General features: G+C 67.1%; 23 protein-coding genes. 14 read left to right on the forward strand and 9 right to left on the reverse strand.

Going from position 1 to position 22,169, the window contains the following annotated elements:
* Positions 1–138: 138 nt before the first annotated feature.
* From lptF to pdxA, 5 genes are all read left to right on the forward strand, one after another.
* Positions 139–1,251, forward strand: coding sequence for an LPS export ABC transporter permease LptF (lptF, locus tag D5084_RS17185; RefSeq protein ID WP_128516735.1), 1,113 nt, complete (start codon positions 139–141; stop codon positions 1,249–1,251).
* The gene (gene lptG / locus D5084_RS17190; RefSeq protein ID WP_128516736.1) at positions 1,248–2,345 is read left to right on the forward strand and encodes an LPS export ABC transporter permease LptG; all 1,098 of its coding nucleotides are present in this window, start codon (positions 1,248–1,250) and stop codon (positions 2,343–2,345) included. The genes lptF and lptG overlap by 4 nt, the downstream gene beginning before the upstream one ends.
* 1 nt (position 2,346) lies before the next feature.
* The gene (locus D5084_RS17195; protein ID WP_128516737.1) at positions 2,347–4,488 is read left to right on the forward strand and encodes an LPS-assembly protein LptD; all 2,142 of its coding nucleotides are present in this window, start codon (positions 2,347–2,349) and stop codon (positions 4,486–4,488) included.
* Positions 4,489–4,559: 71 nt separating this feature from the next.
* Complete coding sequence (locus D5084_RS17200; RefSeq protein ID WP_128516738.1) at positions 4,560–5,762, forward strand: peptidylprolyl isomerase; 1,203 nt, start codon at positions 4,560–4,562, stop codon at positions 5,760–5,762.
* Positions 5,759–6,712, forward strand: a complete 954-nt coding sequence (pdxA, locus tag D5084_RS17205) for a 4-hydroxythreonine-4-phosphate dehydrogenase PdxA (RefSeq protein ID WP_128516739.1) — start codon at positions 5,759–5,761, stop codon at positions 6,710–6,712. The genes D5084_RS17200 and pdxA overlap by 4 nt, the downstream gene beginning before the upstream one ends.
* An 11-nt stretch (positions 6,713–6,723) precedes the next feature.
* Here the strand turns inward: pdxA and D5084_RS17210 are convergent, their stop codons facing one another.
* The 3 genes from D5084_RS17210 to D5084_RS17220 form a co-directional block, all read right to left on the reverse strand.
* Entirely contained in the window at positions 6,724–7,266 is a 543-nt protein-coding gene (locus D5084_RS17210; protein ID WP_128516740.1) for an RSP_2648 family PIN domain-containing protein, read from the reverse strand.
* On the reverse strand, positions 7,263–8,480 hold the full coding sequence (locus D5084_RS17215; RefSeq protein ID WP_128516741.1) for an RSP_2647 family RNA methyltransferase: 1,218 nt from the start codon (positions 8,478–8,480) through the stop codon (positions 7,263–7,265). Before D5084_RS17215 ends, D5084_RS17210 begins: the two co-directional genes overlap by 4 nt.
* Positions 8,481–8,623: 143 nt before the next feature.
* Positions 8,624–8,905, reverse strand: a complete 282-nt coding sequence (locus D5084_RS17220) for a hypothetical protein (RefSeq protein WP_128516742.1) — start codon at positions 8,903–8,905, stop codon at positions 8,624–8,626.
* Between the two features lie 239 nt (positions 8,906–9,144).
* Here D5084_RS17220 and edd point away from each other — a divergent pair, with 239 nt between their 5' ends.
* Both edd and eda read left to right on the forward strand, forming a co-directional pair.
* Positions 9,145–10,950 (forward strand): phosphogluconate dehydratase, encoded by a 1,806-nt coding sequence (gene edd / locus D5084_RS17225; protein ID WP_128516743.1) that lies wholly within the window; start codon positions 9,145–9,147, stop codon positions 10,948–10,950.
* Between the two features lie 129 nt (positions 10,951–11,079).
* Positions 11,080–11,721 carry a bifunctional 4-hydroxy-2-oxoglutarate aldolase/2-dehydro-3-deoxy-phosphogluconate aldolase gene (eda, locus tag D5084_RS17230; protein WP_128516744.1) on the forward strand — a complete coding sequence of 214 codons (642 nt, stop codon included), beginning with the start codon at positions 11,080–11,082 and terminating at the stop codon, positions 11,719–11,721.
* Here the strand turns inward: eda and D5084_RS17235 are convergent.
* Together D5084_RS17235 and D5084_RS17240 are read right to left on the reverse strand one after the other, a co-directional pair.
* A complete protein-coding gene (locus D5084_RS17235) occupies positions 11,711–11,986 on the reverse strand; it encodes a hypothetical protein (protein WP_128516745.1) in 276 nt (91 codons plus the stop codon). The two genes, eda and D5084_RS17235, sit on opposite strands and share 11 nt — an antisense overlap.
* The gene (locus tag D5084_RS17240) at positions 11,973–14,774 is read right to left on the reverse strand and encodes a [protein-PII] uridylyltransferase family protein (protein ID WP_128516746.1); all 2,802 of its coding nucleotides are present in this window, start codon (positions 14,772–14,774) and stop codon (positions 11,973–11,975) included. The genes D5084_RS17235 and D5084_RS17240 overlap by 14 nt, the downstream gene beginning before the upstream one ends.
* 226 nt (positions 14,775–15,000) lie before the next feature.
* Here D5084_RS17240 and D5084_RS17245 point away from each other — a divergent pair, with 226 nt between their 5' ends.
* From D5084_RS17245 to D5084_RS17255, 3 genes are all read left to right on the forward strand, one after another.
* The gene (locus D5084_RS17245; RefSeq protein WP_435532684.1) at positions 15,001–15,486 is read left to right on the forward strand and encodes a DUF2852 domain-containing protein; all 486 of its coding nucleotides are present in this window, start codon (positions 15,001–15,003) and stop codon (positions 15,484–15,486) included.
* A 146-nt stretch (positions 15,487–15,632) separates the two neighbouring features.
* A complete protein-coding gene (locus D5084_RS17250; RefSeq protein ID WP_128516747.1) occupies positions 15,633–16,460 on the forward strand; it encodes an arginyltransferase in 828 nt (275 codons plus the stop codon).
* On the forward strand, positions 16,461–16,904 hold the full coding sequence (locus D5084_RS17255) for a VOC family protein (RefSeq protein ID WP_128516748.1): 444 nt from the start codon (positions 16,461–16,463) through the stop codon (positions 16,902–16,904).
* Here the strand turns inward: D5084_RS17255 and D5084_RS17260 are convergent.
* Genes D5084_RS17260 through D5084_RS17265 form a run of 3 tightly spaced genes read right to left on the reverse strand, consistent with a single transcriptional unit; the run spans position 16,837 to position 17,388 of the window.
* Positions 16,837–17,052: a DMT family transporter gene (locus tag D5084_RS17260; protein WP_238382695.1), complete on the reverse strand. Its 216-nt coding sequence runs from the start codon at positions 17,050–17,052 to the stop codon at positions 16,837–16,839. The two genes, D5084_RS17255 and D5084_RS17260, sit on opposite strands and share 68 nt — an antisense overlap.
* Positions 17,034–17,165, reverse strand: a complete 132-nt coding sequence (locus tag D5084_RS18910) for a hypothetical protein (RefSeq protein ID WP_274378905.1) — start codon at positions 17,163–17,165, stop codon at positions 17,034–17,036. The genes D5084_RS17260 and D5084_RS18910 overlap by 19 nt, the downstream gene beginning before the upstream one ends.
* Positions 17,158–17,388, reverse strand: a complete 231-nt coding sequence (locus tag D5084_RS17265; RefSeq protein WP_128516749.1) for a glutathione S-transferase family protein — start codon at positions 17,386–17,388, stop codon at positions 17,158–17,160. The genes D5084_RS18910 and D5084_RS17265 overlap by 8 nt, the downstream gene beginning before the upstream one ends.
* A gap of 85 nt (positions 17,389–17,473) precedes the next feature.
* Here D5084_RS17265 and D5084_RS17270 point away from each other — a divergent pair, with 85 nt between their 5' ends.
* From D5084_RS17270 to D5084_RS17280, 3 genes are all read left to right on the forward strand, one after another.
* Positions 17,474–17,860, forward strand: coding sequence for a winged helix-turn-helix transcriptional regulator (locus D5084_RS17270; RefSeq protein WP_238382696.1), 387 nt, complete (start codon positions 17,474–17,476; stop codon positions 17,858–17,860).
* A gap of 122 nt (positions 17,861–17,982) precedes the next feature.
* Positions 17,983–18,588: a TRAP transporter small permease subunit gene (locus D5084_RS17275; RefSeq protein ID WP_128516750.1), complete on the forward strand. Its 606-nt coding sequence runs from the start codon at positions 17,983–17,985 to the stop codon at positions 18,586–18,588.
* Complete coding sequence (locus D5084_RS17280) at positions 18,585–20,369, forward strand: TRAP transporter large permease (protein ID WP_128516751.1); 1,785 nt, start codon at positions 18,585–18,587, stop codon at positions 20,367–20,369. Before D5084_RS17275 ends, D5084_RS17280 begins: the two co-directional genes overlap by 4 nt.
* A gap of 57 nt (positions 20,370–20,426) precedes the next feature.
* Here the strand turns inward: D5084_RS17280 and D5084_RS17285 are convergent, their stop codons facing one another.
* The gene (locus D5084_RS17285; protein WP_128516752.1) at positions 20,427–21,533 is read right to left on the reverse strand and encodes a TRAP transporter substrate-binding protein; all 1,107 of its coding nucleotides are present in this window, start codon (positions 21,531–21,533) and stop codon (positions 20,427–20,429) included.
* A gap of 252 nt (positions 21,534–21,785) precedes the next feature.
* Between D5084_RS17285 and D5084_RS17290 the strand changes: the two genes are divergently transcribed.
* Positions 21,786–22,079, forward strand: a complete 294-nt coding sequence (locus D5084_RS17290; protein WP_155523145.1) for a hypothetical protein — start codon at positions 21,786–21,788, stop codon at positions 22,077–22,079.
* The last annotated feature ends 90 nt before the right edge of the window (positions 22,080–22,169 follow it).

Below are 22,169 nucleotides of genomic sequence, written 5' to 3' on the forward strand. Positions count from 1 at the left end.
TCTGGTCAGGTTTTCCGCCCTTCGGCGGGGGCTTGCCGGGACGCTACAACCCTGACCGGCGCTTGGCCAGATAGCAGTTTTCGCCGCCGGTGAATTCCGCTAGGGTCCGCCCCAGATGTAGTAGAGGCCGGGTCGGGCGTGTCTAGATTCGACAGATATCTGTTGTCGCAACTGCTCGCGCTGTTTGGCTTTTTTGCCCTGGTGCTGGTGGCGGTCTATTGGGTCAACCGGGCCGTGGGCCTGTTCGATCAACTGATCGGCGACGGCCAGTCGGCGCTTGTGTTCCTTGAGTTCTCGCTTCTGACCCTGCCGAACGCGATCCGCCTTGTGCTGCCGGTGGCGGCCTTCGCCGCGACGGTCCATGTGACCAACCGGCTCATGCAGGAAAGCGAGCTGGTGGTCATGCAGGCCACCGGATTTTCGGCCTTTCGCCTTGCCCGCCCGGTGGTCTATTTCGGCCTCACCGTGATGCTGATGCATCTGGTGCTGACGAATGTTCTGGTTCCGGCCAGCCAGCGGATCCTTGGCGAACGCTCGGCCGAGATTTCCCGGAATGTCACCTCGCGCTTCCTGAGCGCCGGACAGTTCATCCATCCGACCAGGGGGGTCACGCTCTACATCCGCGAAGTCAGCCCGACCGGCGAACTTCTGGACCTGTTCCTGTCCGACGAACGCTCACCCACCGAACGCGCGGTCCATTCGGCCCGCAAGGCCTTTCTGGTTCGCGGCGAGGTCGCCCCGAAACTTGTCATGGTGAACGGATCCACCCAGACGCTCACCCGCGACGGGGCGCGGATGTCGGTGACGCGCTTTGCCGACTTCACGCTGGATCTGAGCGGCCTCGTCTCGATCGCAGACGGCGGGCAGATTGCCCTGAACGCCCTGCCGACCCCAGTGCTGCTCGAGGCCTCTGCCGAGACCCAGGCAGCAACCGGGGCCAGCGCGGCGCAGCTTCTGGAAGAGGGCCACGGTCGCCTCGCCGCGCCGCTTCTGGGAGTCGCCGCCCCCCTGATCGGCTTTGCCGCGCTGATGCTGGGCAGCTTTTCGCGCTTTGGCCTTTGGCGGCAGATGGCGCTGGCGGTCGCTCTGCTGATCGCGGTCCAGCTGGTCTGGACCTGGGCGGGCGGCGTCGCCATCGGCTCGGCCACCTCATGGCCGGTCCTCTATCTCGCGCCTGTTGTCGGGATCGTCCTGGGCTGCGGTCTGCTCTGGTATGCCCAGCAGCCCAGACGGCGGAGGGCGGCGGCGTGACGCTGAACCTTTACATCGCGCGGCGGTTTCTGGGAACGGTGGGCAAGGTCTTCCTCGTCTTCTTCGCCATCCTGATGCTGATCGACATGATCGAACAGCTGCGGCGGTTCTCCGATGCCGGCATCGGTCTGACGGGTGCGGCGGAACTGTCGCTGCTCAGCGTGCCCGAAACGCTTTACCGCATCCTGCCGCTTATCATGGTCATGGGGGCCATCGCCAATTTCCTCGGTCTCGCGCGGTCGTCCGAACTGGTCGTCGTGCGGGCAGCGGGGCGGTCCGGCCTGCACTTCCTGATGACTCCCCTTCTGGTCTCGGTTGCCCTGGGCCTTCTGGCGGTGGCCTTCTTCAATCCCCTCGTTGCCGCCACCTCCAAGGCCTATGACGACAGGCGGTCCGAACTGAGCCACGGCGGGCGGTCGGTCCTTTCGGTGGCCGACACCGGGCTATGGCTGCGCCAGGGGTCCGAAGACGGCCAGACCGTCATCCAGGCCGCGCGGTCGAACCTGGACGGCACCGAACTGTTCGGGGTGACCTTCATCGGCTTCGACCTGAACGGCACCCCCGGCACGCGGATCGAGGCCGAGACGGCGCGGCTGGTGGAAGGCGCCTGGGAACTGACCGGGACCAAGACCTGGGACCTGACCCTGCCGAACCCCGAGCTTCTGGCCGTGGTCGATCCCGGCCCCATCGCCCTGCCTTCGGACCTTACGCCGGAACGGATCCGCGACAGCTTCGGCACCCCTTCGGCCATAGCCTTCTGGGACCTGCCCGGCTATATCGCGGATCTGGAGCGCGCCGGATTCTCGGCCCAGTCCTACAGGCTGTGGTATCAGATGGAACTTGCCCTGCCCCTTCTCATGGCGGCCATGGTGCTGGTGGCGGCAGGCTTCACCATGCGCCATGTGCGCTTTGGCGGGACCGGGCGCATGGTCCTCTTCGCGCTGCTGGCCGGGTTCGGCTTCTACTTCCTGCGCAACTTCGCCCAGGCCCTGGGGGACAGCGGGCAGATACCCGTCCTTCTGGCCGCCTGGAGCCCGCCGGTCGCCGCCGTCATGCTGTCGCTTGGCCTGCTTCTGCACCTGGAGGACGGCTGACATGCGGCGCCTCCTTGGCCTGATCCTGGCGCTTGCGACCTTCGCCCTGCCTGCCCTCGCGCAGGATCGGGCCACGCTGGTCTCGGACAATCTGCAGATCACCGGCGATACAAGGCTGATCGCGGACGGCAATGTCGAGGTCTTCTTCAAGGGCCGCCGCCTGAAGGCCAGCCGGATCGTCTTTGACCAGTCCACCGACCGGCTGGAGATCACCGGACCCATCGTCCTGACCGAGGAAACGGGGAACACCCTGATCCTCGCCAGCCAGGCCGAGCTTGCGGCCGACCTTTCGGAAGGCATCCTGTCCTCGGCGCGGCTGGTCCTGAACCAGCAGTTGCAGATGGCGGCAAACCGGATGGTCCGCGTCTCGGGGCGCTATACCGCGTTGCAGACGGTGGCGGCTTCGTCCTGCAAGGTCTGCGAAGGGGACCCGACGCCCCTGTGGGAAATCCGCGCCCGCCGTGTGGTGCACGACGAACAGGAACGCCAGATCTACTTCGACCGCGCCCAGTTCCGGCTGGCCGGAGTGCCGATCCTCTACATCCCGCGCCTGCGGATGCCCGACCCGACGCTGAAGCGCGCGACGGGTTTCCTGATGCCACAGGTCCGCACGACCTCTGACCTCGGCACCGGGATCAAGGTCCCCTATTTCATCGTCCTCGGCAAATCCGCCGACCTGACGCTGACCCCCTACCTGACAGCGCGCCAGTCGCAGACCCTGGGACTGCGCTATCGGCAGGCCTTTGCGACCGGCCAGATCGACGCGACCGGATCGGTGACGCGCGACAAGCTCTTTCCCGGCGAAACCCGCGGCTATCTGCGGGTCACGGGGGAGTTCACCCTGCCCGAGCGCTTCCTTCTGACCTTCGACGGGCAGACCGTGACCGATCCGGCCTACATGCTGGATTACGGGCTTGGCAACGCCGACCGCCTGGACAGCCGGGTCGAGATCAGGCGCACCCGCCGCAACGAACATATCTCGGCCCGCATCATCAGCTTCCAGACCCTGCGCGAGGACGAGGTCGACAGCGCCATTCCTTCGCTCGTGGCCGACCTGACCTTCCACCGGCGCTTTTCGCTGGGGCCGCTGGGGGGCGAAGGCGGCCTTCGGCTGCAGACCCACAACCACTACCGCACTTCGACCAGTCCGATCGACGGCCCCGACGCCGACACGATCCCCGACGGGCGCGACATGGGGCGCATTTCGGCCCGCATCGACTGGCGCAGAAGTTTCCTGCTTCCGGTCGGGATCGAGGCCTCGGTCCTGGGCGAAGCGACCGCCGATGCCTATTCCATCACCAACGATGCAACCTATGCGGGCAGCAAGAACCGCACCCATGCCGCAGCCGGTGTCGAGTTGCGCTGGCCATGGGTCAAGGCCGGGGCGACGGGCGCGACCCATGTGATCGAACCCGTGGTCCAGCTTGTCTATGCCCCGAAAAGTTCGGACACCGTGCCGAACGAGGATTCGGCTCTGGTGGAATTCGACGAAGGCAATCTCTTCTCGCTCGACCGCTTCCCCGGCTCGGATGCCGTGGAACGTGGCACCCGGGCCAATCTGGGCGTGACCTGGACCCGCTTTGATCCGAACGGCTGGTCGTTGGGCGTGACCTTGGGTCGCGTCATCCGTGAAGCCGGCCTTGGCCAGTTCAGCCCGGGCTCGGGTCTGGCAGGGGCAAGCTCCGACTGGCTGGCCGCCGTCAACTTCACCCTGGCCGACGGGCTGGCGCTCAGCGGGCGACTTGTGCTTGACGACGACCTCAGCGTGACCAAGGGCGAGGCGCGTGTCACTGTCAACGGGCCGAAGACCGCGGTTGCCACCTCGGTCATCTGGGCCGTGGCCGACCCGCTGGAAAGCCGACCCGTCCCGACGCAGGAGATCACCTTCGACGCGCGCCGCAAGATCACGCCGAACTGGACGGCAAACTTCTCCGGCCGCTACGATTTTGTCGCCGACCGCGGCACGGTGGCGGGGCTGGGGCTGGAGTTCCTGAACGAATGCATCCGGTTTGATGTTTCCCTCTCGCGTCGCTTCACGTCATCCACTAGTGTGAAGCCGACGACGGATTTCGGCCTGTCACTGGACCTTGTCGGGTTCGGCAGCGGTGTGACCGGCGGCCCGGCGCGGACCTGTCGGCAGTAGACGCGGGTGCGACGGGGCGGCAGAAGCGGCGGGCCAAAGACCCGCGGGATTGAGGAAGAGCGGCGGAAACGATGAAAGTCTCGGTTCTGAAACGACAGGTGGCGGCTGTCGCCCTGGCCCTGGCCCTGACGGCCCCGGTGCTGGCGCAAGACCTGTTCACCCCCCGGCTTTACGTCAACGACCGGGTCATCACCAATTACGAGGTCGAACAGCGCGCCCTGTTCCTGCGCGTCCTGCGCGCGCCCGGCAACCCCGAGGAAGAGGCGCTGAAAGCCCTGACAGAGGACCGCTTGCGGCAGTCCGAAGCCGAACGCCTTGGCCTCAAGCTGAGCGAGGCCGATCTCACGGCCGGCCTCACCGAATTCGCCGCGCGCGCGAACCTTACCCCCGAGGAATTCGTGACCGAGCTTGGCAAGGCCGGTATCGCTCCCGAAACCTTCCGTGACTTCGTCGCGGCCGGGCTGCTGTGGCGGCAGGCGGTGCGGGCGCGTTTCCTGGGACAGGTGCAGATCTCGGAAAACGACATCGACCGCGCGCTCGAAGCCTCGGCCCGGCCCCGCGCGTTGCAGGTCCTTGTCAGCGAACTGGTGATCCCGGCCCCCGAAGGCCAGGAAGAGGCCGCGATGGCCAAGGCACAAGAGCTTTCGGACACCCTCAGCGGCGAGGCTGCCTTTGCCTCGGCTGCCCGGCGCTATTCGGCCGCATCGACCGCAGGGTCGGGCGGGCGGCTGGACTGGCTGCCGCTGGCCAACCTGCCCGCTGCCATCGGGCAGAAGATCCTTGCGCTGGGCGCGGGAGAGGTGTCCGATCCCATCGCGGTGCCCGGGGCGGTCGTTCTGTTCCTGCTGCGCGACGTGGCCAGGGACACCAAGGCCGAACCGATCTCGGTCAGCGTCGAATGGGCCGAGTTCCTGGTTCCCGACGATGCCGCAGAAATCGCCAGGATCCGCGCGGCGAGTGACGACTGCAACGATCTGTATGGTCTGGCCAAGGGCCTGCCCGAGGATCGGCTGACCATCACCAAGGCGGGCCTGGAAACGGTTCCGGGCGACGTCGCGCTGGAACTGGCGCGGCTTGACCCTGGTGAAAGCTCGGTCAACCTGACCCGGGGCGGCTTCCGCCGGTTCCTGATGCTGTGCGGGCGCGAACAGGTGCTCGAACCGGCTCCGACCCGTGACCAGATCCGGGAACAGGTCATCAACCAGAAGCTGGAAGGGTTGGCGGAAGGCTATCTGGAAGAGCTGCGCTCTGCCGCCATCATCCGCGAGCCGTGAGCCGTCCGATCCTGCTGACCTGCGGCGACCCCGCCGGCATCGGGCCCGAGATCGCGGCAAAGGCCTGGTCTGCGGGCGAGCGTTTCGTCTGGATCGGCGATCCCCGCCATCTTCCCCCCGGCACCGACTGGCGCGAAGTGGCCGAGGGCGATCCGCCCGGTGACGGGGCCATGGCGGTCCTGCGACACGATTTCCCAGGTCTCGCCCCGGCCGGTCGGCCCGACCCCGCCAACGCCGCCAGCGTCATCGCGGTGATCGAACGCGCAGTCCGGCTGGTCCGGTCCGGCCAGGGAGCCGCCGTCTGCACCGCTCCGATCAACAAGAAGGCGCTGAAGGACGGGGCCGGGTTCGCCTTTCCCGGCCATACCGAATATCTCGCCCACCTTGCGGGTGTGGACCGCGTGGTCATGATGCTTGCCTGCCCCGGTCTGCGCGTGGTGCCGGCGACGATCCACATTCCCCTGTCAGAGGTGCCCGCCGCCCTGACCGAAACCCTGCTGGAAGAGACCATCCGCATCACCCATGCCGGACTGATCCGCGATTTCGGCCTGCCCGATCCCCGTATTGCGGTGGCGGGGCTCAATCCCCATGCAGGCGAAGGCGGCGCGATGGGATGGGAGGAAGAGCGGATGATCCGCCCGCTTGTCACCCGTCTTGCGGGCGAAGGGCTGGCGATCACCGGCCCCTGGCCCGCCGACACCATGTTCCATGCGGCAGCGCGAGCGGGCTATGACGCCGCCGTCTGCGCCTACCACGATCAGGCGCTGATCCCGATCAAGACCATCGACTTTGCGGGCGGCGTCAACGTGACCCTGGGGCTGCCCTTCGTCCGCACCTCGCCCGACCACGGCACCGCCTACGACATCGCCGGGCAAGGCCGGGCCGATGCCTCCAGCCTGATCGCCGCCCTGCGGATGGCCCGCGACATGGTGACGGCGCGCCGGGGCTGAGGCCCCGTGCCCTAGACCCCCAGCGCCTTGGCCAGCCGGTAAAGCCGCGCCCGCTTCAGCAGCGCGTTCAGCGCCACCGGCTGACCCGAAATCGCCTCGGCCTTGGCGCGCACGGCTTCGACGATCCGGCCCATGACCTCGGGATGGCGCGAGTGAAGCTCCCACAGAAACCCGTCCGGGTCGCGTCGCGCGATGCCTTCGGCGGCCAGAACATGGCCGGGAAAGTCCTGCGCGTTGAAGGTGACGATCGCATCCGCCCCGCTGGCAATGGCGCAGGCCAGCACATGGCGGTCGTTCGGATCGGGCAGGATCAGCCGCGCCTCGATCTCGGGATGCGCCCGTTCCAGCCCGCGCGGAAAGGCCGCCCGCAGCGCAGCCGCCTCGCCTTCTGCGATCATCGGGGCCTCGGGCCCCAGTCTGGCCGTCGCCAGCACCCATTCGCGCAGGATGCGCTCGGAAAAGACCGGCTGGTAGAGACCCGCCTCGCCAGCGCCTTGCAGGATCTCGCGCAGGACGGTCGGATACAGCACACAGGCGTCAAGGACCGCCTTCATCCGTCCAGCCGGAACGCCAGCGCCTTCAGGTAGGAACTTTCCGCCAATTGCGGCAGCACCGGGTGGTCCGGCCCGGCAAAGCCGGTGTGGACGATCTGCCCCCTGCGCCCACCTCGCCCGATCCCGCGCGCGCTGGCATTGCGGAAGGCCAGCAGATCGGCGGCATGGGAACAGGAGCACAGCACCAGATACCCCCCCGGCGCCACCAGCGGCGCGGCCAGCCGCGCGATGCGCTCATAGGCCCGCAACCCCGCCTCCAGCGCCGGTTTCGCGGGCGCAAAGGCGGGTGGATCACAGATCACCAGGTCGAACCGTGTTCCTTCCGCCCCCAGCGCTTCCAGCACCTCGAAGGCATCGCCCTGCCGGGTGGCAAAACGGTCCCCGAACCCCGAAGCCTTTGCCCCCTGCCCCGCCAGCGTCAGTGCCGCAGCCGAGGCATCGACGGCAAGGGCACTCTCTGCCCCCCCGGCCAGCGCCGCCAGCGCAAACCCGCCGACATGGGAAAACACATCCAGCACTCGCGCCCCGTGTGCAAGACGGGCGGCAAAGGCGTGGTTCTCGCGCTGGTCGAAGAACAGGCCGGTCTTCTGGCCGCCCATGAGATCGGCCATGTAGATCGCCCCGTTCATCGGCACCGGCACCGGCCCGGACCGTGCTAGCCCATGCACCACGGCCATCTCCTCCTCCAGCCCCTCAAGCCCCCGAGCCCGGCCCGAGCCGTTCTTGATGACCGTCGTCACCCCGGTCACCGCCACCAGCGCCGCCACCAGAGGCGCCAGATGCGCCTCGGCCCAGGCCGCGTTGGGCTGCACGACCGCCACATCGCCAAATCGGTCGATCACCACACCCGGCAAGCCGTCCGCCTCGGCATGGACCAGACGATAGAAGGGCTGCGGATACAGCCGTGCCCGATGCGCCAGCGCCCGGGACAGACGCTCGGCGAACCAAGGCTGCGTGATCTCGGCCGCCGGATCGCGGTCCAGCATCCGGGCGATGATCTTCGAGCGCGGGTTGACCGTCACCAGCCCCATCGGCCGGCGCTCGCCATCCTCCAGCACCGCCAGCGCGCCGGGAACCAGAGCCTGGGTCCGGCGATCCGTCACCAGCTCATCGGCATAGACCCAGGGAAAGCCATGCCGGATGGCACGCGCCTCGGCCTTCGGCTTCAGCCGCACGACCGGACGTCCACGCGGCAGGCTTTCCTGTTCAGACATGTATTAACCCCGGTCCCGTTGCTGCAATTGTCCACGCGAGTATCCGGTTTCCCGGGTCGCGGAAAGGGAGTCTGATAGCGCAAAGGAAAAGCCCGTCCAAGGCCGGGGCCTGGACGGGCGTCCAGGCAGGGTCGGGCAGGGAATTACAGGCTGATCGGGGCGCAGGGTTTTGCAGCGCCGTCCCTGGCCTGAATCAGCGCGCGGTCCTGGACCCGTTTGCTGCCCAGGGCATTGTGCCAGCCGGTCGTCTGAACGGTGGCCACGGGCGCCGGGACGGCGCAGGTTGCGACGTCAAAGACCTCGGCACGGTTGGGCGCCTTCGCCGGGGTGCCTTTCGATTCCGAGGTCGGCGTCGAGGCGAACACGACGGCGGACAGCATGGCCGTGGCAATCGTGGCAGGAACGAGGATCGTCATCTTCTTCATCGTGAACTCTCCCGCAAGCAGGGGGGCGATACGGCTTGCATGACTCTTTTGTTTGTTGGCTTTTGGGTCTGCTGCGGTAAAGATTCGGACGACAATCGGGCAGTCTCGCGTCTGATCGGACAACAAGTCATCTATTCCCCTTCGGGTTGCCGGATTGATGTCACTCTGCGACCAAATGTCTGTTGTTAGCGCTAACATATGGTGCTATGTCTGGCGCGCAAGAAAGCCGAGAGGATGCCATGTCGCTCCACCCTGTCATCGCCCATGTCACCGACCGCATTCGCGCCCGTTCGGCCGATACCCGGGGTCAGTATCTTGAACGGATGGCGCGGGCGGTGTCGAACGGCCCGGTTCGGGCGCATCTCAGCTGCGGCAACCAGGCGCATGCCTATGCGGCAATGGGGGCCGACAAGGACGCGCTTGTGGCTGCACGGGTGCCGAACCTTGGCATCGTCACGGCCTACAACGACATGCTCTCGGCGCACCAGCCGTTCGAACGCTATCCCGACCTGATCCGCGCTGCGGCCAGAAAGGCCGGGGCGACCGTCCAGGTCGCCGGCGGCGTCCCGGCGATGTGCGACGGGGTCACCCAAGGCCAGCCGGGGATGGAGCTGTCGCTCTTCTCGCGCGATGTGATCGCGCTCGCGGCAGGGGTGGCCCTGTCGCACAACTGCTTTGATGCTGCGCTCTATCTGGGCGTCTGCGACAAGATCGTCCCCGGCCTGGTCATGGCCGCGGCGACCTTCGGCCACGTCCCCGCGGTCTTCGTCCCGGCAGGCCCGATGACCAGCGGCATCCCCAACGACCAGAAGTCCAAGGTCCGCAACGCCTATGCCGAAGGCCGCGCCACGCGCGAAGAGCTGATGGCCGCGGAAATGGCCAGCTACCATGGCCCCGGCACCTGCACCTTCTACGGCACCGCGAACACCAACCAGATGCTGATGGAGTTCATGGGCCTCCACCTGCCCGGCGCCAGCTTCGTCAACCCCGGCACGCCCTTGCGCGACGCGCTGACCGCCGCTGCCGTCGAACGCGCCGCCGCGATCACCGCACTTGGCAACGATTTCCGCCCGGCGGGCGAGATCCTGGACGAACGCGCCTATGTGAACGGGATCGTGGGTCTCATGGCCACGGGCGGTTCGACCAACCTGGTCCTGCACCTGCCCGCCATGGCGCGGGCCTCGGGCGTGATCCTCGACCTGAAGGACTTTGCCGATCTCTCCGAAGCCGTCCCGCTCATGGCGAAGGTCTATCCGAACGGGCTGGCCGACGTGAACCACTTCCACGCCGCCGGGGGCCTGGCGTTCCTCATCGGCCAGCTTCTGGACGCAGGGCTTCTGCATCCCGATGCCAGGACCGTGGCCGGCGACGGGCTCATCGCCTATCGGCAAGAGCCGATCCTCGACGCCGGTCGCCTCGGCTGGCGCGACGGACCCAGGGCCAGCCTCAACGACAGGATCGTCCGCCCCGCCGCCGATCCCTTCGCTCCGCAGGGCGGGTTGAAGCTGCTGACCGGAAACCTCGGCAAGGGGGTCATGAAGGTCTCGGCCGTCGCCCCGGACCGGCACATCATCGAAGCCCCCGCACGCATCTTCCACGACCAGAACGCGGTCAAGGACGCCTTCAAGGCGGGCGAGTTCACCTCGGACACCGTCGTCGTCGTCCGCTTTCAGGGCCCTCAGGCCAACGGCATGCCGGAACTGCATTCGCTGACCCCCACGCTCACCGTCCTCCAGGATCGCGGGCTGAAAGTGGCGCTGGTGACGGACGGCCGCATGTCCGGCGCTTCGGGCAAGGTGCCCGCCGCGATCCATGTCGCGCCCGAAGCGGCAGCAGGCGGCCCCCTCGCGCGGCTCCGCGACGGCGACATCGTCCGGCTTGACGCGGTGGCGGGCGAGCTGTCCGTGCTGGCCCCCGATTTCGAAAGCCGCACGCCGGTGGTCGCCGACCTCTCCGCCAACGACCACGGCATCGGGCGCGAGCTTTTTGCCGCCTTCCGCCGCCACGTCGGCTCTGCCGATACCGGCGCCGCTCTGGTCGTCTGAACCTCAACCGCCCCCGGCGCCGTCTCAAGCCCGCGAATCCTCTTTGCCGCTTGCTCTTTTTTCAAATACTCCCGCCGGAGGCACCCGCACTCTCCACCTTCCCGACGCCGGGACCTGAAGGAACCCAAGATGACCCCCGCCCTGCAATCGCAAAAAGCCGCCGAGATCTGCCGCCTAGCGCCGGTGGTGCCGGTCCTCGTGATTGACGATCTCGCCCATGCCCGACCGCTGGCCGAGGCGCTGGTCACGGGCGGCTTGCCCGGGCTGGAAGTGACCCTGCGCACGCCGGTCGCGCTGGACGCGATCCGCGCGATGGCCGAAGTTCCGGGCGGCGTCGTCGGCGCGGGCACGCTCATGACCCCCGCCGATGTGAAGGCCGCCAAGGCTGCGGGCGCGATGTTCGGCGTCTCGCCCGGGGCCACCGACCGCATCATCGCCGCATGTGAGGATGAGGGCCTGCCCCTTCTCCCTGGCGCGGCCACCGCGACCGAGATCATGCTGCTTCTGGAAAAGGGCTACACCGTCCAGAAGTTCTTTCCGGCCGAACAGGCAGGCGGGGCTGCCTACCTCAGGTCGATCGGCTCGCCCATTCCGCAGGTCCGGTTCTGCCCGACCGGCGGCATCAGCCTCAAGATCGCGCCGGACTACCTGGCGCTGAAGAACATCCTCTGCGTCGGCGGCAGCTGGGTCGCCCCCAAGGAGGCGATGGCCCGGGGCGATTGGGCGGAAGTGACGCGCCTTGCCCGCGAGGCCGCAGCCCTCAGTCGCTAGCGCCCTGCCGACCGATCCGCCCGCCCCGGCGGCGCGGTGCACCCGGCTCGGCCAGCGCCTGGCGCAGCACGGCGGACATCGGATGATCGGGGGCTGCATCCGCGTAGGTGCCGATCAGCACACGGACGGACTCGGGCACCGACTGTCCCACCGGAATCGACAGCGCCCAGTCCATGAAGATCGACCGGCATTCCCCCGCGGTGATGCCGTCGATCCGGTAACTTTCCCGCACCAGCCCCTTCGGGTCGGCCTCAGCCAGATCCATCGCCTGCCTCTCCGTCCTCTTCCCCGTCCCTGCCCCCGACCAGCCGGTCCACCGCGGCCCGGGTCGTCTCGACCGCCCGTTCCAGCATCCCGGCCAGCTCTGCCTCTCCCTCGGCCCCGGTTTCGCGCAGGATGAAACTCCGCCCGCCCTCGCCAAGGCTGTCGAACTCAAGCGGCCGCTCGCTCAGCAGCCGTGAAGCCGCATGCAGGCGCCAGAACAGCCTGTAGGCGGATGTCAGCGCCTGCACGTCCGAATCCGGCATGACAGAGCCCTTCGCCGCCGCCAGCTGACGCTCGACGCTGCGCGCCGGGCTGCCCGCGATCAGCGCGCAGGTCTGGGCGGCAAGCTCGATGTCCATCATCCGCCCCGGCCCGTTCTTCGCCTCCCAGACCGCTTGCGCCGGTTTCGCCGCCTGTAGCCTTGCGCGCATCTCCGCCACATCGCGGCGGACCGTTGCACCCTTGCCCTTCGCGACCAGAAGCGCGCGACGGAACGCCTCCACCTCTCCGGCCAGGGTCGGCTCTCCCGCCAGCACCCGCGCGCGGGTCAGCGCCAGATGCTCCCAGGTCCAGGCCTCGGTCTCCTGATAGGTGATGAAACTTTGCAGACTTGTCGCCACCGGCCCCGCCCGCCCCGAGGGGCGCAGCCGCATGTCGACCTCGTAAAGCCGCCCCTCCGGCATCTGCGCCGTCAGGGCAGTGACCAGCGCCTGGGTCAGTCGGGCGTAATAGGGTCGGGTCGCCAGCGGCCGGGCGCCGTCCGACGTCTCCACCCCCGCCGCATCATAGATCACGATCAGGTCCAGGTCCGACCCCGCGTTCAGCCGTGCCGCACCGATCGAGCCCATGCCCAGCACCACCGCCCCGCGCCCCGGCATGGCCCCGTGCTTGCGCGCGAAATCGGCGGTGACCTCGTCCCAGATCACGCCCACCACCGCCTCGGCCAGATCGGCATATTGCTTGCCGGCCTCGAACCCGTCGATCAGCCCGCGCAGATGATGCACGCCGATCCGGAAATGCCATTCCTTCATCCAGCGCCGCGCCATGTCGAGCCGCGCCTCATAGTCCGGCGCCAGCGCCAGCCGGGCCGCAAGATCGGGGCGCAACCCCGCCAATCCGGGCCAGTCGCCCCAGAAACTGCCGCCGATCACTCCATCCAGAACGCTTGCGTTGCGCGACAGATAGCGCGCCAGGCCAGGGGCCGAACCTGCGATGTCCACGATCAGCTCGATCAATGCAGGGTTCGCCTCGAACAGCGCAAAGATCTGCACACCGGCCGGCAGACCGGCCAGAAACCCGTCCAGCGCCACCAGCGCCTCGTCGGGATTGGCCGCCCGCGCCAGTTCGCGCAGAAGCCGAGGGCGCAGCCTGCGGAAGATCGCCCGCGCCCGGTCAGAGCGCAGCGCCGGATAGCCTTCCCAGCCGCGCGTGATCTCGCGGGCGGCTTCGGACAATTCCGGCCCCGCCTCCGTTTCGGCGGGTGAAAAGAAGCCTTCGGTCAGCCGCTCGGTCCGGTTCAGCCGGTCCAGAAGATCCCGTCGGAAGTCGGCCTCGGTCTGGCCGCAGAAGGCCGCGATCCGCGCGACACCTTCAGCCGTCGCGGGCATCGTGTGGGTCTGCGCGTCATTCACCATCTGCAACCGATGCTCGACCTCGCGGTGGGCGCGGTAGAGGTCGGTCAGTTCCGCCGCCACCTCGGGCGGGATCCAGCCCTTCGCCGCCAGCGCCGCAAGCCCCCCGACTGTCGTCCGGTCCCGCAACGACGGGTCGCGCCCTCCCGCGATCAGCTGCCGGGTCTGGGTGAAGAATTCGATCTCGCGGATTCCCCCTGCCCCAAGTTTCATGTTGTGGCCTTCCACCGTGATCGGCCCATGCAGCCCGCGATGGTCGCGGATGCGCAGCCGCATGTCATGGGCATCCTGGATCGCCACGAAATCCAGATGCTTGCGCCAGACAAAGGGGGTCAGCGTCTTGAGAAACCGCTCGCCCGCCGCCAGATCGCCGCCGCAGGGCCGCGCCTTGATATAGGCCGCGCGTTCCCAGGTGCGGCCCTCGGCCTCGTAATAGGCTTCGGCCGCGCCCATCGACAGGCACACGGGCGTCACGCCGGCATCGGGACGCAGCCGCAGGTCTGACCGGAACACATAGCCATCGGTCGCATCCGACAGGATCGCCGTCATCCGGCGCGTGACCTTGATGAAACTCGCCCGTGCCTCCTGCTCCTCGCCCGGGTAGCGGGTTTCATCGAAAAGGCAGATCAGGTCGATGTCCGAAGAATAGTTCAGCTCTCCCGCACCCATCTTCCCCATCGCCAGCGCCACCATGCCCCCCGCCGTCGCGGCATCCTCCGGGGTGGCGCCGGGCAGCTTGCCCCGGCGGATCTCCTCGGCCACCAGCAGCGTCAGCGACAGATGCACCGCGCGGTCCGCCAGTTGCGTCAGCGCGCCGGTCACCTGTTCCAGCGACCATGCCCCGGCCAGATCGCACAGCGCCACCACCAGCGCGACGCGCCGCTTCGCCTCGCGCAGCGCCAAGGGCAAGGCCTCGATCCCGACCGCATCCAGCCCGGCCCGGATCGCCGCAAGCGCCGCCTCGGGATCATCCACCGCCGAGCGCAGCCAGTCCTGCTCGCGCAGGATCAGATCGCGCAGATAGGGGCTGCACCCCGCCGTGGCTGCCAGAAGGTCCAGAACCCCCGGCTCGAAGCCGTCCAACAGGGACCGCAGGTCGGCGGCGGACGCTTGGTCAAAGGCAATGGGCAGGCGGCGGATACGAGAGGCAAGCGTCATGAGGCAAGCTTGCGGTGCGGCGCGGATGCGGTCAATCCCATTCGCCCCACCCGAAGGCGCTGTCAGAACACCGGGATCGGCGGCGGGTGGCCTGGCCCGAGGCGCGTGACTCAGGCGGTCGCCGACCGATGATGTGAATTATCTTCACATACCCCTTGCACATTGGCCAGCGCAGGACCATCTAGCCTCATGTGAAAGACATTCACATAACGATGGAGACCCGCCGATGATGACCACCACCGACACCGCCCGGCCTGGCGGGTTTCGCAGCGCCCTTCACCGCGGCGAAGACTGGCTTGATGCCAAGGGCAAATGGGCCTGGATCGCCGCGATGATCCTGGGCTTTGTCTTCTTCTGGCCCGTGGGACTTGCCCTTCTGGCCTACATGATCTGGGGAAAGCAGATGTTCTCACGTTCCTGCGGCCACCGCCGCGCCCATGGCCAGGGCCATGACCACCACTGGGGCCGTCACGCGATGCGGGCCGCCCAGCCCACCGGCAATCGCGCCTTCGACAGCTACAAGGCCGAAACGCTGCGTCGCCTGGAAGAGGAACAGGAGGCGTTCGAGGCCTTCCTCCAGCGCCTGCGCGCCTCGAAGGACAAGACCGAGTTCGACGCCTTCATGGAAGACCGGGCGCGCGCCGGCATGGCCGAGAATGTGACCGACACCGCGCCCAAGCCTGAAACCGGCGCCCGTCCCGGCGAATACTGACCGGAGCGGCGGCAACACCGCCTGATGCAATTCGGCCCCACCCCGTCGCAGGCAGGGTGGGGTCCTTGTCAGGGCCGCACTGACCCCTTGGCGGATCGCTCCGGGCTTGTTAGCATCCCCTCTGTTTCACTCCGGCCGACCCTGCAATGCGCCACTCGCTTCCCCTGACGCCCCAGTTCTATGTGACGGCGCCCCAGCCCTGCCCCTACCTGCCGGGGCGGATGGAGCGCAAGCTGTTCACCGCGCTTCAGGGCGAACACGCGCAAAAGCTGAACGACACCCTGTCCAAGCAAGGGTTCCGCCGCAGCCAGAACGTGCTCTACCGTCCCTCCTGCGCGGAATGCTCGGCCTGCCTGTCGGCGCGGATCCGCGTCGCGGATTTCCAGCCCTCGCGGACGCAGAAGCGGATCCTCAAGCGGGTCAGTCACCTGCGCCGCAACGCGACCAGCCCCTGGGCGACCGAAGACCAGTTCGCGCTGTTCCGCCGCTATCTCGATCATCGCCACGCCGACGGCGGCATGGCCGACATGGACATCTTCGAATTCGCCGCGATGATCGAGGAAACCCCGATCAAGTCCCGCGTGATCGAATACACCCGCCCCCCGCGCGAGGGGGAACGGGGTCGCCCGCTGGTTGCCGTCTGTCTGACGGACGTCTTCGATGACGGGCTGTCGATGGTCTACAGCTTCTACGACCCGGACTTCCCCAACCTCAGCCTTGGCACCCATGTGATCCTGGACCACATCGCCATCGCGCGCGAGGCGGGACTGCCTTACGTCTACCTCGGCTACTGGGTCCCCGGCAGCCGCAAGATGGGCTACAAGGCCGGGTTCTCGGCACTGGAGATCTACAAGGGCGGCCAATGGGTGCCGGTGGGCAACGCAGCCGACCACAGCGCCGACCTGCATCCGCTTTCGGTCGACCCGATCGCCGAACAGGTCGCCCGGATCAGCCTGCCGGACACGCGCCTGTAAGTGCCCGCCCGCATTTCCGCCCTCGCGCTTGTCGTGCCCGACTACGACGTGGCCCTCGCCTTCTATGTCGGCAAACTCGGCTTTCGCCTGACCGAAGACATCGACCTGGGGCCCAAACGCTGGGTCACGGTCGAACCGCCCGGCGGCGGAACCCGTCTGGTGCTGGCCCGGGCCGAGGGCGCGAAGCAGTCTGCCGCCATCGGCAACCAGGCCGGGGGCCGCGTCTTCCTGTTCCTGGCCACCGACGACTTCGCCCGCGACCATGCCGCGATGCTGGCCGCAGGCGTCGTGTTCGAGGAAGCCCCCCGCCACGAACCCTATGGCACGGTCGCCGTCTGGCGCGATCCCTTCGGCAACCGCTGGGACCTGATCGGTCCTAGCCGCGCTGCGCAAGAAGCACCCCCGCCGCCATCAGCCCCAGCCCGGCGAGGCGGGCCCATGTGACGGGGCGGGACGCCAGCCCTGTCAGCCCGGTCGCATCCATCACCGCCGCGCTGACCAGCTGACCCAGAAGGACGAACAGGATCGCATTTGCCAGGCCAAGGCGCGGCGCCACGAAGGTGATCGACAGGATTAGAAGGCGACAAGGCACCCGGCGAGGAACAGGACCGGCGGTTGCATCGGCACCTTCGCCAGCGCGGCGAGAAGCGGGATCCCCACCCCTGCCGCGACCATCAGGGCGGCCTGCCGCACCGCCTCACCCACCGGCCCGGACCCCGGCCCGATAATCCCCGACCGGCAGCCCGCCGATGCCCAAGTCTTCCGCCGCGGGAACCTTCCCCTTCGGATTGATCTCGCGATAGTTCGCCCCGCTGGCCGTCTCGCCGTTGGCCGTGTCCACCATTTCCACCGCATAGTCCCCGCCGATCTCGGCCAGGATGATATGCGAGGCCATGGAACAGGCTCCGGGCTTGATGTAGAGTTTCATCGTCATCTCCTCTGGTTTCCGATGCCGCCTTGGCTAAAGCAATCGGTCACCTTTGGTAACGGGGTAACTTGCAGTAACAGCAAGAATGCGGTATCCGACTGGTAACCACGCCGAAGGCATGCCGATGACGCTGAAGCGCCGCAAGAACCGCACGCCGCACCCGATGTGTCCCTTGTCGGACTGCATGGCCTTCATCGGCGGCGCCTGGACGCCGAACATCATCTGGTATCTCTCCTCTGGCCCCCGCCGCTTTTCGGAACTGCGCGCCGACATCCCGCTCGTCTCGGCCAAGGTCCTGACCCAGCGTCTGCGCGAACTGGAAGAGCGCGGGATCCTTCTGCGCCGCGTGATGGAAACCTCGCCCCCGTCGGTCGAATATGCGCTGACCGAGCTTGGGCTGGAATTCATGCCCGTGATCCAGGCCATTGCCGAGGTCGGCCAGCGCCTGAAGAACAGGGCCTCCGCCGCCTGAGCGGCCGAGGTGCAGGGAAAGGTTGACCGGCAGGCCCGAACTGCGCTAATTGGACAGAAAATATTACCAGATAATCGATGCCAGCCAAAGAAATTGGCGGCAAACCTTGGGAGGGGAACAGGATGCAGGCTTTGCTTGCGATCTCGCGCGGGATCGACCGCGTGAATGCGTTCATCGGAAAGGCCGTGATCTGGCTGATCCTGCTGGCGGTCCTCGTCAGCGCCGGAAATGCGGTCAGCCGCAAGCTGTTCAACCTCTCGTCGAACGCCTGGCTCGAATTGCAGTGGTATCTCTTCGGCGCCGCCTTCATGGGGGCCGCCGCCTATACGCTGCAGATGAACGAACACATCCGGATCGACGTCTTCTACGGCACGCGCTCGCGCCGGACCCAGCACTGGATCGACCTTCTGGGCCACACCTTCTTTCTTCTGCCCTTCGTCGCGCTGATGGCCTGGTATCTCTGGCCCTACACCGTCCAGTCCTTCTACTCCGGCCAGGTCTCCACCAACGCCGGCGGCCTGCTGATCTGGCCCGCCCGCGCGATCCTTCTGGCGGGCTTCGTCATGCTGACCTTCCAGGCGCTGGCCGAAATCGTGAAGAAGATCGCCGTGATGCGCGGGCTGATGGAGGACCCCCACCCCTTCATCTCGCCCAAGGAACAAGCCCTGAAGGACGCCGAGGAGCTTGCCGCCGAAGTTGCCGCCAAAGCCGCCGAGGCCAAGCAATGATCGAGCTCATCGCCCACAACATGGCTCCGATCATCTTCGCAAGCCTCGTCCTGTTCCTGCTGATCGGCTATCCGGTCTCCTTCTCTCTGGCCGCGAACGGGCTGATCTTCTTCGTCATCGGCGTCTGGCTGGCGCCCTATTCCAATGGCGAGATCACGCTGGACTGGCCGCTTCTCGGCACCATGCCACAACGGTTATGGGGGGTCCTGTCGAACGAGACGCTGCTCGCCATCCCGTTCTTCACCTTCATGGGCATCATCCTGGAACGATCCGGCATGGCCGAGGACCTCCTCGACACCATCGGCCAGCTCTTCGGCCCGATCCGCGGCGGCCTTGCCTTTGCCGTGGTCCTGGTCGGGGCGCTTCTGGCCGCCACAACGGGCGTCGTCGCCGCTTCGGTCATCGCGATGGGCCTGATCTCGCTGCCGATCATGCTGCGCTACGGCTATGACCGGCGCACGGCGACCGGGGTCATCGCAGCCTCCGGCACGCTGGCGCAGATCATCCCGCCTTCGCTGGTTCTGATCGTGCTGGCCGACCAGCTCGGCCGGTCTGTGGGCGACATGTACAAGGGCGCGCTGATCCCCGGGCTGATCCTGACCGGGATGTATCTCGGCTACATCACGATGATCGCGATCTTCCAGCCGCACAAGGTCCCCGCCCTGCCACCCGAGGCGCGGACCCTGGGCGGCGGTGTCACCTCGCTTCTGGTTGCCCTGGCCGCCGGGGGGACCATCGGCTATGGCGCGCATCTCTGGGCCTATGCGGACTGGGGCGCGAACGCCGACATCCTTGGCGCAACCATCGGCACGATCGCGGTCTACGCCTACGCTCTGGCCGACCGCTACCTTGGCCTGAACCTGCTGTCGCGTCTCGCCCAGCAGGTCATCATGGTGCTGATCCCGCCGCTCGCGCTCATCTTCCTCGTCCTCGGCACGATCTTCATCGGCCTGGCCACGCCCACCGAGGGCGGCGCGATGGGGGCCGTCGGCGCGATGGTGCTGGCCTGGGCCAAGGGCCGCTTCAGGTTCCCGGTCCTGCAATCGGCGCTGGTCGCGACCACACGCCTTTCCGCCTTCGTCCTGTTCGTCCTGATCGGCGCGCGGATGTTCAGCCTCACCTTCTACGGCGTGAACGGCCACATCTGGGTCGAGGATCTGCTGACCGCCGTGCCCGGGGGGCAATACGGCTTCCTCTTCGTGGTCAACCTCATCATCTTCGTCCTCGGCTTCTTCCTCGACTTCTTCGAGATCGCCTTCGTGCTGATCCCGCTTCTGATCGCACCGGCCCAGACCCTGGGGATCGACCTGATCTGGCTGGGCGTCATCATCGGGGTGAACCTGCAAACCTCGTTCCTGACCCCGCCTTTCGGCTTTGCGCTGTTCTACCTGCGCTCGGTCGCGGCCAAGGTGCCCTATATCGACAAGATCACCGGGAAGAAGATGGACGGCATCAAGACCGGCGAGATCTATCAGGGCGCGATCCCCTTCATCCTCATCCAGGTGATGATGATCTTCGCCGTGGTCCTCTTTCCGCAGATGGTGATGCACTACAAGGGGCCGGTCGTGGACCCCTCGACCATCGAGATCAAGGTGCCGGGCTTCACGCCGATGGCCCCGGGCAACACCGGAGGCTCCCTGCCCGCCCCCGGAGGTCTGCCCGGCCTGCCCGGCGCACCGACGCTTGGTGCGCCGAACCTCGGCGGGACACCCCCGGCCGAGGGGACAGCCCCCGCGCCGGGCGGGTTGCCGAAACTCGGGGCGCCGGTGATAAACCCGTGACACGAAAAAGGCCCCGGATCGCTCCGGGGCCTTTCGGTTTCCAGCCTTGGGAAAGCCTTACAGCTTGCCCGCCTGCTGCTGCGTCATCATGAAGACGTCGTAGTTGTATTCGGCGATCTGCGCCCAGAGATAGGCGTCCTTCTTGAACGCGTCCTGGCTGTCCTTGATCTTCTTGAACGCCGCGTTGGTGGCGCTGATCTCGGCATAGGTCGACTGCGCCGCATCGAAGGCCGCAGACAGCACATCCTGCGGGAAGGGCCGCAGCTGCGCCCCGTTCGCCACCAGCGACTTCAGCGCCGCCGGGTTCTTGTAGTCGTAGTTCGCCATCATGTTCGAGTTCGACGCCTCGCAAGCCGTGGCGAGCACACCCTGATAGAACTTCGGCAGCTCGTTCCACTTGTCGAGGTTGACCATGGTCGACAGCGTCGGCCCGCCCTCCCACCAGCCGGGATAGTAGTAGTAGGGCGCGACCTTGTAGAAGCCGAGCTTCTCGTCGTCATAGGGGCCGACCCATTCGGCGGCGTCGATCGTGCCCTTCTCCAGCGACGGGTAGATGTCGCCGCCGGCGATCTGCTGCGGGACGACGCCGATCTTCTCGATGATCTTGCCGGCAAAGCCGCCGATCCGCATCTTCAGGCCCTGAAGATCCGCGACCGAGTTGATCTCTTTCCGGTACCAACCGCCCATCTGCACCCCGGTGTTGCCGCAAGGCAGATAATGCAGCTTCTGGGTGTGATAGAACTCGTTCAAAAGGTCGATGCCGCCGCCGTAATACAGCCACGCGTTCATCTGCCGGTAGTTCAGACCGAAGGGCACCGTCGTCCCCAGCGCATAGGTCGGGTCCTTGCCCCAGTAGTAGTAGCTGGCCGTATGACAGGCCTCGACCGTGCCAGCCGACACGGCATCCGCCGCTTCCAGACCCGGGACAAGTTCTCCCGCCGGGAAGATCTGCAGCTGGAACTTGTTGTCGGTCGCCTCGGCGACATATTTCGACATCGTCTCGGCGGCACCGTAGATCGTGTCCAGCGATTTCGGGAAGGACGAGGTGACGCGCCAGGTCACGGTCGGTGCCTCCTGCGCAATCGCGGGCGCAGCCAGCGCAGCCGCCCCGGCGGCCGCGACACCACCGATCGAGGCCTTGGTCAGAAACGAACGTCTATCCATGCAGTTCTCCTCCACTGTTGGCCCGTCCGGGATCGTTGGCCCCGGCTCAGGCATCTCTGCGACATAGAACCTAGACAAGCTTGCGCAAGATGAGAACCCAAATCTGCACCACAGGCGCCAATCTGGTCAGATTACCTTACCAGAGGCCCGCAAGCTCTGATTGCCTTGCCGTGTTGGCGCTATCATTCCGGTCCGGGGGCGCGATAGCGCAGGCATCTGCCGGGAAAGCAGGCAAACATGCCTGTCCGGGCGGTGAATCGCTGTGCCGAAATGGTGCAAAGCATGTTCGGCCATGTCTCCGGCCCCCGCAACCTTGCCGACGCCCCGACCTTCAACGCTGCGATTTTCGCCTGCATCGGCCATCACCGGATCAAGACCCGGGACCCAGGGCACCGAACGGCCGCCCGCGAGCTGGACAGTCCCGGCCCTTCAGTGCAGCACCCCCACGCCGGGGACCGCGGCGATGGTCGGCTCCTCGCCGAAACCCGCCTCGCCGTCGAGGCGTTCCACGCCGCCTTGATCCGCACCCAGACGGCAGCACGCTGAACGCCGCCTGTTACTGCCGCGCCACGGCCCCCGCCTGCCCCCCGGCAAATCGTCGCCGTGCGAGGCGAAAACGGTGCCCTGCCCCCTTGC

The sequence above is a fragment of the Tabrizicola thermarum genome (assembly GCF_003574395.1).
GTDB classification, from domain to species: domain Bacteria; phylum Pseudomonadota; class Alphaproteobacteria; order Rhodobacterales; family Rhodobacteraceae; genus Tabrizicola; species Tabrizicola thermarum.

Bases quoted from the DNA above. Each gene is read 5' to 3' on its own strand.
- D5084_RS17235 (WP_128516745.1), bottom strand. From the start codon at position 11,986: ATGGATCTGGCTGAGGCCGACCCGAAGGGGCTGGTGCGGGAAAGTTAC.
- D5084_RS17210 (WP_128516740.1), bottom strand. From the start codon at position 7,266: ATGAAGGCGGTCCTTGACGCCTGTGTGCTGTATCCGACCGTCCTGCGC.
- D5084_RS17245 (WP_435532684.1), top strand. From the start codon at position 15,001: ATGATGACCACCACCGACACCGCCCGGCCTGGCGGGTTTCGCAGCGCC.
- D5084_RS17215 (WP_128516741.1), bottom strand. From the start codon at position 8,480: ATGTCTGAACAGGAAAGCCTGCCGCGTGGACGTCCGGTCGTGCGGCTG.
- D5084_RS17195 (WP_128516737.1), top strand. From the start codon at position 2,347: ATGCGGCGCCTCCTTGGCCTGATCCTGGCGCTTGCGACCTTCGCCCTG.
- D5084_RS17240 (WP_128516746.1), bottom strand. From the start codon at position 14,774: ATGACGCTTGCCTCTCGTATCCGCCGCCTGCCCATTGCCTTTGACCAA.
- D5084_RS17250 (WP_128516747.1), top strand. From the start codon at position 15,633: ATGCGCCACTCGCTTCCCCTGACGCCCCAGTTCTATGTGACGGCGCCC.
- edd (WP_128516743.1), top strand. From the start codon at position 9,145: ATGTCGCTCCACCCTGTCATCGCCCATGTCACCGACCGCATTCGCGCC.
- eda (WP_128516744.1), top strand. From the start codon at position 11,080: ATGACCCCCGCCCTGCAATCGCAAAAAGCCGCCGAGATCTGCCGCCTA.
- D5084_RS17200 (WP_128516738.1), top strand. From the start codon at position 4,560: ATGAAAGTCTCGGTTCTGAAACGACAGGTGGCGGCTGTCGCCCTGGCC.
- D5084_RS17270 (WP_238382696.1), top strand. From the start codon at position 17,474: ATGCGGTATCCGACTGGTAACCACGCCGAAGGCATGCCGATGACGCTG.
- D5084_RS17275 (WP_128516750.1), top strand. From the start codon at position 17,983: ATGCAGGCTTTGCTTGCGATCTCGCGCGGGATCGACCGCGTGAATGCG.
- D5084_RS17280 (WP_128516751.1), top strand. From the start codon at position 18,585: ATGATCGAGCTCATCGCCCACAACATGGCTCCGATCATCTTCGCAAGC.
- D5084_RS17265 (WP_128516749.1), bottom strand. From the start codon at position 17,388: ATGAAACTCTACATCAAGCCCGGAGCCTGTTCCATGGCCTCGCATATC.
- D5084_RS17285 (WP_128516752.1), bottom strand. From the start codon at position 21,533: ATGGATAGACGTTCGTTTCTGACCAAGGCCTCGATCGGTGGTGTCGCG.
- D5084_RS17220 (WP_128516742.1), bottom strand. From the start codon at position 8,905: ATGAAGAAGATGACGATCCTCGTTCCTGCCACGATTGCCACGGCCATG.